1 protein-coding gene is annotated in these 13,938 nt (G+C 67.6%); it reads right to left on the bottom strand.

Features of this window, described 5'->3' with window-relative positions; all coding sequences use genetic code 11:
• Positions 1-59: 59 nt before the first annotated feature.
• Positions 60-13,886: a hypothetical protein gene (locus ABDW57_RS23720; protein ID WP_343732612.1), complete on the bottom strand. Its 13,827-nt coding sequence runs from the start codon at positions 13,884-13,886 to the stop codon at positions 60-62.
• Positions 13,887-13,938 lie beyond the last annotated feature (52 nt).

Here is a 13,938-nt window from a genome sequence, read left to right on the forward strand (position 1 = left end):
AACCGTAGCGTGCGCTACGGTTCAGCTCGTGTAGAAATGGCGGACCTGACCCCGGATTTTTAGCGGTTGGGGACGGTGAACCAGCTGGTGCTGTGCTCCGGCGGCTGGGGCTTGCCGCTGACGGCGGCGGTGAAGCTCTGCAGACCTTGGGCGGCGCGGTAGTGCTTGAGCGCGTCGCTCAGGGCTTGCGTGCTGCCGCCGGCCAGCGTGGCATCGGCCGCCGGCTGCCGCATTTCCAGCTGTTGCGTTTGCGCCGCAGGGGCCGCGCCCGCAGCAGCGTAGCTGCCGATCGCATTGCTCAGGCCCGTCACCTGCTGTTGCAAGGTGGCAGTGCTTGTTGCTGCCTGTTTTTGCGCCAGGAACCAGACGTCGGCGCTGGCGTGCACGCTGCCGTCGGTGCTGGTGTAGCTCGACGTCAGGCCCACGATGTTGCCGTTTTGCTGGCTCAGCGCATTGCTGGCCTGGGTGCTGATGGCGGCAATGTTGAGCTGCGCCAGGGTTTTCAGTTCGCCGGCCTGGCTGACGCCGTCCGAGTCGCTGTCCACCCACACCCGCAGGGCGGCGTAGGCGCTGTCGGCGCTGGTAATCTGGCCGTCGCCGTTGCTGTCCAGCGCGCGCAGGGCGCTGTAGCCGTCGGCTGCCTTGTTGCCGTCCGCCAGCGTGGTGGCGCTGCCGAACAGTTCGCCGCCGTCGTTGATGATGCCGTCGCCATTGCGGTCCAGGGCCAGCAGGCCGTCGCGGGCGTCGACCCAGCCGGTCCGCACCGGCTTGCCTTCGGCACGGATGTCGAACTGCACGCCGGCCGCGATGCTGAGGGTTTGCACGCCGTTGCCGTCCAGGTCGAGGATCAGCGGGGTGGCGTAGTTCACCGAGCCCGACGGCAGTGCCATGGTTTGCGTGACCGACATCGCCGCCACCTGCGAGGCGGTGAAGGCGTCGGCCTGCGCCACGCTCAGCGAGGTCAGGCCGGCCGTGGCCAGTGCCGGCACCTGGGTGGCGGTGAAGGCTTGCAGCTGGGCGTTGCTGAATACGATCAGCTGGCTGGTCTTGATGCCGGCCACTTGCGTCGTGGTCAGGCCGGCAATCTGGTCGGTCGACAGGTAGCCGATCTGGGCGTTGGTGAGCGCGCCAAACTGGGTGGTGCTCCAGGCGCCCAGCTGGTCGGTGCTGAAGCCGTTGATCTGGGTCGCGTCCAGGCTGCTGATCTGCGCCACTTTCAGCGCGCCCATCTGCGCCGTGGTCAGGGCGCCGGCCTGGGCGCTGCTCAGGGCGGTCAGCTGCGAGGCCGACAGCGTCTGGATCTGGCCGGTGGTCAGCGCCTGCAATTGGTCGCTCAGCAGCACGCCCATCTGGTCGAGGCTCAGCGCCGGGATCTGGGTCAGCTTGATCGAGGCGATCTGGTCGGTGGTCAGCGCCTGCACCTGGGTGTTGGTCAGCGCGCCCAGCTGGATGGTGCTCAGGTAGCCGATCTGCGCGGTGCGCAGGGCGGCGATCTGCCCGGTGCTGAAGGCGATCAGCTGGTCGTTGCTGAGGGCGCCCAACTGGGTGCTGGTCAGGGCCTGGATCTGGCTGGTGTTCAGGCCGACCAGCTTGGCGGTGTCGATGCTGGAAATCTGCAGCGTGCCGAGCGCGGCCACGTCGGCCGTGGTCAACACGTTGAGTTGCGCAGTCGACAGGCCGGTGACGGCGTCCACGCTCAGCGCGGCGGCCTGCTGGGTGCTCAGCGCCTGCAGCTGGTCGCTGGTGAAGACGCCGATCTGGGTGGCGCCAATCGCGTTGATCTGCAGGGTTTTCAGGCCGCGTACCTGGGCCGTGGTCAGGGCCACGGTCTGGTCGCTGCTGAGGCCGGTGAACTGGCCGGCACTCAGGGCCGCCATGTCCTGGGTGTCGATGGCGGCGATCTGCGCGGTGCTGAAGGCGGCAAGCTGGTCGGCCGTCAGCGCCTGCATTTGGGCGGTGTTGAGGCCGGTCATCTGGCCGGCGCTCAGGGCCGTCAGCTGGTCGGTGCTCAGGCTGCTGGCCTGCAATGTGGTCAGGCCGGCGATCTGTGCCGTGCGCAGCGACTGGATCTGGTCGCTGGTCAGGGCGTTCAGGTTGTCGACGCTGAAGCCATAGGCCAGTTGTTGCGTGCTGAGGGCATAGAGATGATCGGTGTTCAGCGCCTGCGCCTGCGCGGTGGTGAGGCCGTTGAGCAGCTGGCTGGTGGTCAGCGCCCCCAGCTGGGTGGTGCTCAGGGCATTCAACTGGTCGCTGGTCAGCACCGCCACTTGGGTGGCTTGCAGGGCCACCACCTGGCGCGTGGTAAAGGCGTTGAGGTCGGCCGTTTCCAGCGCCGCCAGCTGGTCGTTGCTCAGGGACGCGACTTGCTGGGTGGTCAGGGCCGAGGCCTGGGCCGTGCTCAGCGCGACGATCTGGTCGGTGGTCAGCGCCTGCACCTGCAGCGTGGTCAGGGTCGCCGCTTGCGCAGTGCGCAGGGCCGCGATCTGGTCGGTGGTGAGGGCCGCAATCGCCGCCACGCCGACGCCGTAGGCCAGCTGGTTGGTGGTCAGCGCGCTGATTTGGTCACTGCCCAGCGTGACCAGCTGGTCGGTGGTGAGGCCGTAGCTGAGCTGGCTGGTGGTCAGGGCGGCCAGCTCGGTGGTGGTCAGGCTGTTGAGCTGGTCGCTGGTGAGCGCGGCCACCTGGTCGGTGTTCAGCGCCACCATCTGGCGCGTGCTGAACGACGACAGGTCCTGCGTTTCCAGCGCCACGATCTGGTCGGTGGTCAGCGCGGTCACTTGCTGGGTGGTCAGGGCCGCCACCTGCAGGGTGCTCAGGGACACGATCTGGTCGGTGCTCAGCGCGGCCACCTGCGCCGTGGCCAGGTAAGCCGTTTGCGCGGTGCGCAGGGCGCCGATCTGGTCGGTGGTCAGGGCGGCAATGGCGTCGCTGCCGATGCCGTAGGTCAGCTGATTGGTGGTCAGCGCGGTGATGTGGGCGCTGTCCAGGGCCACCAGCTGGTCGGTGGTGAGACCGTAGCGCAGCTGGCTGGTGGTCAGGGCAACGAACTCGGCGGTGGTCAGGCCGTTCAGCTGGTCGGTGCTCAGCGCCGTGATCTGGTCGCTGGTCAGCGCCACCATCTGGCGGGTGCTGAACGAGGACAGGTCTTGCGTTTCCAGCGCCACGATCTGGTCGGTGGTCAGGGCGGCGACCTGCCTGGTGGCCAGGGCGGCCGCCTGCTGGGTGGTCAGGGCCACGATCTGGTCGGTGTTGAGGCCGGCGCTGATCTGGTCGGTGCTCAGGGTGCTGATCTGCGCGGTCGACAGCGCGGCCAGCTGGTCGGTCAGCAGCGCCTGCAACTGGTCGGTGTTCAGCAGATTCAGCTGCGCGGTGGTCAGCACGGCCAGGTCGCGCGTTTCCAGCGCCGCCACCTGGTCGGTGCTCAAACCGCCCAGCTGCACGCTGTTGAGGGCGCGCACCTGCTGGGTCGCCAGCGCCACGATCTGGTCGGTGCTCAGGGCGCCGAACTGGTCGGACTGCAGGCTGCGCACGGCATTGGTGCTCAGCACGCCGAACTGGTCGGTGGTCAGCGCGGTCAGCTGGTCGGTGGCCAGCGAGGTCGCCTGCGCCGTGGTCAGGGCGCCGATCTGCGCCGTGCTCAGCTGGCTGAACTGGCTGGCGGTCAGCTGGCTCAGCATGGCCGTGGTCAGCGCGGTGAAGGCGCTGGTCGACAGGGCGTTCAGCTGGTCGCTGGTCAGCGCCGCAAACTGCGCGGTGTTGAAGGCGGCCAACTGGCTGCTGCGCAGCGAGACGAAGTCTTCGGTCGCCAGCGCGCTCACCTGGTCGGGGCTGAGGGCACCGATCTGCGCCGAGCTCAGCGTGGTGACCTGGGCACTGGTCAGCGCCACGATCTGGTCGGTCTGCAGAGCGGCGATCTGGTCGGTGCTCAGGCCGGCAAACTGGGCGGTGGTCAGCACGCTGACGATGTCGGTGGTCAGCGCCGCCACATTGGCCACGCTGATGGCGGCGATCTGAGCGGTTTTCAGCACCAGGAAGTCGCGCGTTTCCAGCGCATCCAGCTGGTTGCTGCTGAAAGCGGCAATTTGCGCGGTGGTCAGCGCCACCGCTTGTTCGCTGCTCAGGGCCACCATCTGATCGGTGGTGATGGCGCCGAACTGGGCCGCGTTGAGGGCGCCGATCTGCACGCTGGACAGGGTGGCAAAGTTGTCGGTGCTGATGGCGGCAATCTGCGCGCTGGTCAGCGCGTTCAGCTGGCGCGTGCCGAGGTTGTCGACCTGGGTCGAGGTCAGGGCGGCGATCTGGTCGGTGGTCAGCGACGCGGCCTGGGCCGAGGTCAGGGCATCGATCTGGTCGGTGGTCAGGTTTTGCAGCTGGTCTTGCGTCAGCGTGATCAGCTGGCTGGTGGTCAGGGCGGCAATCTGCGCGGTTTTCAGCGCGGCCAGGTTGTCGGTGCTGAGCGCCTGGAACTGGCTGGTGGACAGCGCCGCCAGCTGCGCCGTGGTCAGGGCGATGGCTTGCGCCGTGGTCAGCGCGCCGACGTGGGCCAGGTCGAGCTGGCTGACCTGGCGCGTGGTCAGGGCGGCGATCTGGTTGCTGGCCAGGGCTGCCAGGTCTTCCAGTTCCAGTGCCGCCAGTTGGTCCGAGCTCAGCACGATTAACTGCGCGCTGGCCAGCTGGCCGGCCTGCGTGGTGCTGAGTGCGATGATCTGGTCGCTGCCCAAGGCGCCGAATTGCGCGCTGGTCAGGGCGTTCAACTGGGCGCTGGCCAGGTTCTGCACCTGGCTGAAGCTCAGCGCGTTGAGCTGGGTGCTGCTCAGCGATTGCAGCTGGCTGGATTTCAGCGCGACCAGGTCGTCGGTTTCCAACGCCTGAATTTGCGCCGTGGTCAGCACCGCCAGTTGCTGGGTGGCCAGCGACTGTGCCTGCAGCGTGGTGAGGGCGGCAATCCGGTCCACCGTCAGCGACTGGATCTGATCGCTGCCTAGGGCCAGCAGTTGCGCGGTTTTCAGCGCGGCCAGGTCTTCCAGCTCGATGGCGCCCAGTTGGGCGGTGGTCAGCAAGGCGATCTGGGCGGTGCTCAGGTAGCCGTATTGGGCGGTGGTCAGCTGGATGATCTGGTCGCTGCCCAGCGCCTGCAGCTGGGTGCTGCTGAGCGCGCCCAGTTGCACGCTGCCGAAGCTTTGCAGCTGGTAGTCCAGCAACGCGTTCAGCTGGTTGGTGTTGAGGGCGGCGATCTGCGACGACTTCAGCGCGAACAGGTCGGCGGTGCTCAGCGCCTGGATCTGCGCCGAGACCAGCGCCTGCAGCTGGGTGCTGCTCAGCGCCTGAGCCTGGGCGGTGGTCAGCACCGCAATGCGGTCCGGCGCCAGCGCCTGGATCTGGTCGGTACCGAGGACGGCCACTTGCGCGGTTTTCAGCGCGGCCAGGTCTTCCTGCTCGATCACGCTCAGTTGTCTGGTGCTGAGGGCGGCCACTTGCGCGCTGCCCAGCACAGCGTATTGCTGCGTGGTCAGGGCAATGATCTGGTCGCTGCTCAGGGCCTGGATTTGCGCGCTGCCCAGGGCGTTCAGATTGGCGCCGGACAGGGCTTGCAGCTGGGTGGCGGACAGCGTGCCGATCTGGTCGCTGCTGAGGGTCGCTACTTGTGCGGTTTTCAGCGCCGCCATGTCGTCCGCCGACAGGGCACTGACCTGCGCCGTGCTGAGCGCGGCCACCTGCTGCGTCAACAGATTGCCAAACTGCAGGGTGGTCAGGGCGGCGATCTGGTCGGTACTGAGTTGCGTCACCTGGGTGGTGCTGAGGGCGTTGATCTGCGAGGTCTTCATCGCGGCCAGGTCTTCCAGCTCCAGCGCTTTCAGCTGGTCGCTGCTCAGCACGCCGACGTTGGTGCTGCTCAGGGCGCCGATCTGACGCGTGGTCAGGGCGACGATTTGCGCGGTGTTCAGCGCCGCCACCTGGCTGCTGGTCAGGCCGCCAATCTGGGCGGTGGTCAGGGCCTGGATCTGGTCGGTGGTGAGGTTGGCCAGCGAGCCGAGCGCGGCCAGCTGGGCCGCGCTCAGGGCGGCCAGGTCTTCCGTGCCAAAGGCGGCCACCTGATCGGAACTCAGGGCGGACAGCTGGCCGGTGGTCAGGGCTGCGACCTGGTTGCTGGTCAGGGCAAATACCTGGCTGGTTGTCAGGCGCGCCACTTGCGCGGTCAGCAGCGCGGCCACCTGCGCGGCTTTCAGCGCGGCGATTTCATCGGTGCTGAAGGCGGCCAGCTGGCTGGTGCTCAGGCTGACGATCTGGCCGGTGGCCAGGCCGCCCACCTGCAGCGTGGTCAGCGCGGCGATCTGCGCGGTCAGCAAGGCCTGGAATTGCGCCGTGCTCAGCGACGACAGCTGGGCCGTGGTCATGGCTTGCAGCTGGCTGGTGCTGATGGCCGCCAGCTGGTCGCTGCCCAGCACTTGCAGTTGCGCGCTCTTCAGCGCGGCCAGGTCTTGTGTTTCCAGCGCCTGCACCTGCGCCGTGCCCAGCGCGGCCACTTGCTGGGTGGCCAGGGTCGACACTTGCAGCGTGCTCAGGCCGGCGATCTGGTCGCTGTTGAGCAGGGCGATCTGGCTGGTCTTGAAGGCGTTGACCTGCGCGGTGCGGAGTGCGGCCAGGTCTTCGGTTTCCAGCGCCGCCAGCTGGCTGGCGCTGAGCGACTGTACTTGCGCGGTGTTGAGGTTGGCGGCCTGCAGGGTGGTCAGGGCCACGATCTGTTCACTGGCCAGCGACTGGAACTGCGCCGTGCCGAGGGCATTGATCTGCGCGGTGTTGAGGGCGCGGAACTGATCGCTCAGCAGGGCGTCCAGCTGGCCGGTGCTCAGTGCCGCCACCTGCGCCGTCTTCAGCGCCACGATATCGGTGGTGGAGAAGGCCTGCAACTGCGCGCTGCCGAGCGCCACCAGTTGCGCGGTGCTCAGGTTGCTGATCTGCAGGGTGCTGAGGGCTGCGGCCTGTTCAGTGCTCAGGCCGGCGATCTGGCTGCTGCCAAGGGCGGCGATCTGCGCCGTGCGCAGCGCCTGCAAGTCTTGCGTTTCCAGCGCGTTCAACTGGTCGGTGCCGAGCGCGGCCACTTGCTGCGTGCCGAGGTTGCTGACCTGCAGCGTGGTGAGGGCGGCAAGCTGCGCGCTGTTGAGGCCGGCGACCTGGCTGGTCTTCAGGGCGGCGATCTGCTGGGTTTTCAGCACGGCCAGGGTATCGGTGCCGAGCGCCACCAGCTGGTCGCTGCCCAGCAATTGCACTTGCGTAGTGTTGAGGTTAGTCGCCTGGGCGCTGGTCAGCACCGCCACCTGGGCGGTGGCCAGGGCTTGCAGTTGCGCGCTGTTGAGGGCGTTCAGCTGGGCGCTGTTCAGCGCGCGCACCTGGTCGCTGCCGAGGGCGTTCAGGCTCTCGCTGCCCAGACCGCTCATCTGCGCGGTGGTCAGAGCGGCCAGGTCGCGCGTTTCCATCGCGACCACCTGGCTGGTTTCCAGCGCGGCCAGCTGGCGTGTGCTCAGGCTGGCGATCTGCAGGGTGGTCAGGGCCACGATCTGGTCGCTGCTCAGCAGGCTGATCTGGCTGGTGGACAGGGCCGCCAGTTGCGCGGTCTTCAGCGCGGCAAAGTCGGCGGCCTCCAGCGCCTGCAACTGATTGCTGGTCAGCGCGGCGATCTGCTGGGTGGTCAGGCTGGATGCCTGCAGCGTGCTCAGGGCAATGACCTGGGCGGTGTCCAGGGCGCGCAGCTGATTGCTGCTCAGGGCCGCGATCTGGGCCGTGTTGAGCGCCTGCAGCTGGGTGGTGGTGAGGGCGCTCAGGTTATCGGTGCTGAGGCCGGTAATCTGCTGCGTGCTCAGCGCAGCCAGGTCGCGCGTTTCGATGGCGGCGATCTGGTCGCTGCTCAGGGCGGCCAGCTGGCGGCTGCTGAGGGCGGCCACCTGCTGCGAATTCAGGGCAACGATCTGGTCGGTGCTCAGCAGGCTGATTTGCGCGCTGCCCAGTGCGGCGATCTGCGCGGTTTTCAGCACGCTCAGGTCCTGCGTTTCCAGCGCCTGCAACTGGTCGCTGGTCAATGCGGCAATGTGGGCGGTGCTCAGATTGGCTGCTTGCAGCGTGCTCAGGGCAACGATCTGGGCCGTGTCCAGCGCGCGCAGCTGGCTGGTGCTGAGGGCGGCGATCTGTGCCGTGTTCAGTGCCTGCAGCTGGCTGGTGGTCAGGGCGTTCAGGCTGTCGGTGTTCAGGCTGGTCATTTGCGTCGTGGTCAGCGCGACCAGATCGCGCGTTTCCATGGCCACGATCTGGTCGGTGCTCAGCGCGTTCAGCTGGCGGCTGCTCAGGGCCGCCACTTGCTGCGAGTTCAGGGCGGCGACCTGGTCGGTGCTCAGTTCGCTGATCTGGCCAGTGGTCAGGGCGGCGATTTGCACGGTTTTCAGCGCGGCCAAATCGTGGGTGCCGAAGGCGGCCAACTGGTCGGTGCCCAAGGCGGCAATCTGCGCGGTCAGCAGGTTGCTGATCTGCGCGGTGCTCAAGGCGGCGATCTGGTCGGTGGTCAGGCTGCGCAGCTGGCTGGTGCCCAGCGCGGCGATCTGGGCCGTGCTCAAGGCCTGCACCTGGGTGCTGGTCAGCGCGTTCAGCTTGTCGGTGCCGAGGCTGGCGATCTGCGCCGTCTGCAGCGCGACCAGGTCACGCGTTTCCAGCGCAGCGATCTGGTCGCTGTCCAGCGCGGCCAGCTGGCGCGTGGCCAGCGCCGCCACTTGCTGCGAATTCAGCGCGACGACCTGGTCGGTGGTCAGCTGGGCGATCTGGTCGCTGCCCAGGGCCGCGATCTGCGTGCTCTTCAGGGCGTTGAGGTCGGCGGTTTCCAGCGCCTGCACCTGGTCGCTGCCGAGGGCGGCGATTTGCGCGGTGGTCAGATTGGACGCCTGCAGCGTGCTCAGGGCTGCAATCTGCGCCGTGCCCAGCGCCTGGATCTGCGCGGTGGTCAGGGCGGCGGTCTGCTGGGTCTTCAGCGCGGCCAGCAGGGCCAATTCCAGCGCGGCGATGCTGGTGGTGCTCAGGCTGGCGATCTGGGCCGACGTCAGCGCGCCGAGGTCGGCGCTTTCCATGGCGTTCAGCTGATCGGTCGAGAAGGCGGCCAGCTGGCGCGTGGCCAGCGCAGCTGCTTGTTGCGAGCTCAGCGCCACGATCTGGTCGGTGGTGACGGCGGCGATCTGGCTGGTGCTCAGGACGTTGAGCTGGCTGGTTTTCAGCGCAGCCCAATCGGCGGTGGTCAGCAGCGCCACTTGCTGGGTCAACAGGTAGCCGACCTGGGCGGTGGTGAACGCGCCGACCTGCGCCGTGGTCAGGGCGGCCAGCTGGGCGCTGCTCAGCACTTGCACTTGATCCGAGCTCAGTTGCACGATCTGCGCGGTGCTCAGCGCGGCCACTTGCGCCGGGGTCAGGGTGGCGATGCCCTTGGTGCCCAGGCCCAGCAGCTGGCTGGTCTTGAGCGCGGCAAAGTCCTGGGTTTCCATTGCGGCCAACTGGTCGGTGGACAGGGCGTTCAGTTGCGTCAGCGTCAGCGCGGCAGCCTGGCTGGTGGTCAGGGCCACGATCAGGCTGCTGTTCAGCGCGCCGATCTGGTCCGAGGTCAGGGCCACGATCTGGCTGGTTTTCAGGGCGGCAAAGTCGCGCGTTTCCAGCGCGTTGATCTGGTCGGTGGACAGCGCGGCCAGGTCAGCCGTGCTCAGCACACCTACCTGGCCGGTGGTCAGGGCCACGATCTGGTCGGTGGTGAGGGCCGCGGCTTGCGCGGTGTTCAGGGCGGCCAGCACAGTGGAGGTCAGCGCCGCCACCTGGGCGGTGCTCAGGGCGGCCACGGTGTCGGTTACCAGCGCGCCGACCTGCTTCGATTGCAGGGCGGCCAGGTCGGCACTGGACATGACCACGATCTGGTCGCTGTTCAGCACGGCGATTTGTTGCGAGCTCAGCGCGGCGACTTGCTGCGAGCTCAGTGCGGCGGCCTGGTCGCTGCTCAGGGCGGCGATCTGCGCGCTGCCGAGGGCGACGATCTGGCTGGTCTTAAAGGCGGCCAGGTCTTGCGTTTCCAGCGCTGCCAATTGCGTGGTGGACAGTGCAGCCACCTGGCGCGAGGTCAGCACGCCGGCTTGCGCGGTGCTCAGGGCGACGATCTGGTCGCTGGTCAGGGCGCCGATCTGCACGCTGTTCAGGGCGGCCAGCACAGTCGAGGTCAGGGTGGCCACCTGGGCGGTGGTCAGCGCTGCCACGGCATTGCTGCCCAGGGCCAGCGCCTGTTGCGAATTGAGGGCGGCCAGGTCTTGCGTTTCCAGCGCGGCCACCTGGTCGGTCGACAGCACGGCCAACTGGCGGGTGGCCAGCGCGGCCACCTGCTGCGAGCGCAGGCCGGCGATTTGCGCGGTGCTCAGGGCACCGATCTGGTTGCTGCTCAGAACCACAATCTGGGCCGTGTTGAAAGCGCCCAGATCCTGCGTTTCCAGCGCATTGACCTGGTCGGTAGTCAGCGCGGCCACCTGGCGCGTGGTCAGGGCGGCGCTTTGCAGCGTGCTCAGAGCAACGATCTGGTCGGTGCTCAGCAGGGCGATCTGGCCGGTGGTGAAGGAGCTCAGCACGGCGGTGCTCAGCGCGGCGATCTGCGCTGTGGTCAGGGCGGCCACCGAGTTGCTGCTCAGCGCGGCCACCTGCTGCGATTGCAGTGCGGCCAGCGCCGAGGCTTGCATGGCGAGGATCTGGTCGGTCGACAGCGCCGCCACCTGACGGGTGCTCAGCGCCGCCACCTGTTGCGAGCTCAGGCCGACGATTTGTTCGGTACCCAGCGCCACCAACTGGGCGGTGGTCAGGGCGACGATTTGCGCCGTTCTCAGCGCGGCCAGGTCGGCGGTTTCCAGCGCGGCGATCTGGGCGGTGCTCAGGCTGGCGATCTGCTGCGTGGTCAGCGCTGCCGCTTGCGCGGTGGTCAGGCTGATGATCTGGTCGCTGGCAAGCGCCGCCAGCTGACGCGTGGTCAGGCTGGACAGCAGCGCCGTGCCCAGCGCGGCCACTTGCGTGGTGCTGAGGGCGGCGATGCCGGTGGTGCTCAAGCCGTTCAGCTGGTTGGTGCGCAGGGCCGCCAGGTCGCGGGTTTCCATCGCGGCCAGTTGGTCGGTCGACAGCGCCGCCAGTTGCTGCGAGCTCAGCGCATTGGCTTGCAGCGTGCTGAGGGCAACCATCTGGTCGGTGGTCAGCGCCGCCACGGCGCTGGTGCTCAGTGCGGCGATCTGCTGGGTCTTCAGGCTGGCCAGGGTATCGGTGCTGAGCGCGGCCGTTTGCAGCGTCGACAGCGCGGCGATCTGCTGGGTGCCGAGGCCGGCGGCTTGCGCCGTGCTCAGCACGGCCACCTGGTCGGTATCCAGGGCCGCCAGCTGGCGGCTTTGCAGCGCGCCGATCTGGGCCGAGGTCAGTGCAGCCACCTGGCCGCTGCTCAGCGCGGCAATGCCTGCGGTGCTGATGGCGGCAATCTGCTGGCTGCGCAGGGCGGCCAGGTCTTGCGTTTCCAGCGCCGCCAGCTGGGTGGTGCTCAGTGTGGCGATCTGCTGGGTGCCGAGATTCGATGCCTGCGCCGTGGTCAGGGCGGCGATCTGGTCGCTGCCGAGCGCGGCCAGCTGCGCGCTGCTTAGCACAGCCAGTTGTGCGGTGCGCATGGCGGCCAGGTCGCGGGTTTCCATCGCGGCGATCTGGCTGCTGCTGAGCGCCTGTAGCTGCGCGCTTTGCAGGGCGGCGATCTGCGCCGTGTTGAGGGCCGCGATCTGATCGGTGCTCAAGGTGCGGATCTGCGCGCTTGGCATGGCGGCGATTTGCGCGGTGCTCAGGGCGGCCAGCTGGTCGGTGCTCAGCACCGCGGTGGTGGCGGTGCCGAGCGCGGCCACCTGCTGGCTCTTGAGTGCGGCAAAGTCCTGGGTTTCCAGCGCGGCCAGCTGGCTGCTGGTCATCTGGCTCAGCTGCTGGGTGGTCAGCGCCACCATGTGCTGGGTGCTCAGGGCCACGATCTGGTCGGTGCTCAGGGTGACGAACTGGCGCGTAGTGAGGGCGGCGATCTGCTGCGTGCTCAGGCCGGCGATCTGGTCGGTGCCCAGGGCGGCGATCTGCGCTGTGGTCAGGGCCACGATCTGGCCGGTCTTCAGGGCGCGCAGGTCGCGGGTTTCCAGCGCTGCCATTTGCATGCTGCTCAGACCGGCAATTTGCGCGGTGGTCAGGGCGCCCGCCTGCAGGGTGGTCAGGGCGATGATCTGGTCGCTGTCCAGCGCGGCCAGCTGGCTGTTGCCGAGGTTGGCGATTTGCGCGCTGGTCAGCGCGGCCACCTGATCGGTGCCCAGGGCAGCGATGTTGGCGCTGCTCAGGCCGTTCAGCTGGCTGGTGCGGATGGCGGCCAGGTCTTGCGTTTCCAGCGCGCGTACCTGGTTGCTGCTGAGGGCAGCCAGTTGCTGCGAGCCCAGCGCATTGGTTTGTGCGGTCTTCAGGGCCACGATCTGATCGGTGGTCAGGGCGGCGATGCCGGCCGTGGTGAAGGCGGCGATCTGCTGCGTCTTCAGCGCGCCCAGGTCAGCCAGTTCCAGCGCCGCCACTTGGGCGGTACCAAGCGTGGCGATCAGCTGAGTGGCCAGGCTGGATGCCTGCAGGGTGGTCAGCGCCACCAGCTGGTCGCTGCCGAGCGCATGCAGTTGGGCGCTGCCCAGGGCGTTCAACTGCGAAGTCTTCATCGCGGCAATGTCCACCGTGTCAATCGCGGCGATTTGCTGGCTGCTGAGGGCCTGCACCTGCGCGGTGGTCAGCGCTGCCGTTTGCGCCGAGCTGAGGGCGACGATCTGGTCGGTGCCCAGGCTGCGCAGCTGCGCGCTGGTCAGCGTGGCGATCTGCGCGGTGGTCAGCGCGACGATCTGGTCGGTGGTCAGGGCCGCGATGGCGGTGGTGCTGAGCGCGCCCAGTTGCTGGCTCTTCAGCGCACGCAGGTCTTGCGCTTCCATGGCCGACAGCTGGGCGCTGGACATCTGCGCCAGTTGCAGCGTGGTCAGTGCGCCCGATTGCGCGGTGGTCAGCGACACGATCTGGTCGCTGTTCAGCGCGGCGATTTGCTGCGTGCTGAGCGCGGCGATCTGCTGGGTCTTGAGGGTGGACAGGCCGTCGGTGCCGATGGCCGCCAGCTGCGCCGTGCTCAGCGAGTTGATCTGCAGCGTGCCGAGGTTGGCGATCTGTTTGGTGCTGAGCGCCGCCATCTGGGCGGTGCTCAGGGCGTCCAGTTGGGTAATGGCCAGCACGTTGAGCTGCCTGGTGCCGAGCGCGCTGATGTCGTCGGTTTCCATCGCGGCCAGCTGCGCGGTGGTGAGGTTGGCGATCTGGCTGGTCTGCAGCGCGGCAAACTGGTCGGAGGTCAGGGCGACGATTTGCTTGCTGGTCAGGGTGCTGAACAGGGTGGTGTTGATGGCGGCCACTTGCGCGGTGCGCAGGGCGGCAATGTCATCGGTGGCGATGATGGCAAACTGGCTGGCCGTCAGGGCATTCAGTTGGGCGGTGGTCAGGGCGGCGAACTGGTCGGTATTGAGGCCGGCCGTCAGCTGATTGGTGGTCAGGCCGGTCAGCTGGTTGCTGGCCAGCGCCTGCACCTGGCGCGTGGTGAATCCATAGCTGAGCTGCTCTGTGCTCAGCGTTTGCAGGTTCTGCACCGACAATGCCCGGATCTGATTGCTGCTGAAGTAGGCGAGCTGCTCCGTGCCCCAGGCGGTCATTTGCAGGGTCGAGAGCAAGCCGAAGTCCGCAGTCGTCAATAAGGCGATCTGGTTACTTTGCAGGCTGGCGATTTGTTCGGTGGTTAAACCCGGGATTAAAGATGGCATGTTGAGTATTCTCCTGACGGAAGAATATAGTACCGCCAAACGAGCTTATCCA

This window comes from Duganella sp. (assembly GCF_039595735.1).
Lineage (GTDB): Bacteria > Pseudomonadota > Gammaproteobacteria > Burkholderiales > Burkholderiaceae_D > Rugamonas.

Bases quoted from the DNA above. Each gene is read 5' to 3' on its own strand.
- ABDW57_RS23720 (WP_343732612.1), bottom strand. From the start codon at position 13,886: ATGCCATCTTTAATCCCGGGTTTAACCACCGAACAAATCGCCAGCCTG.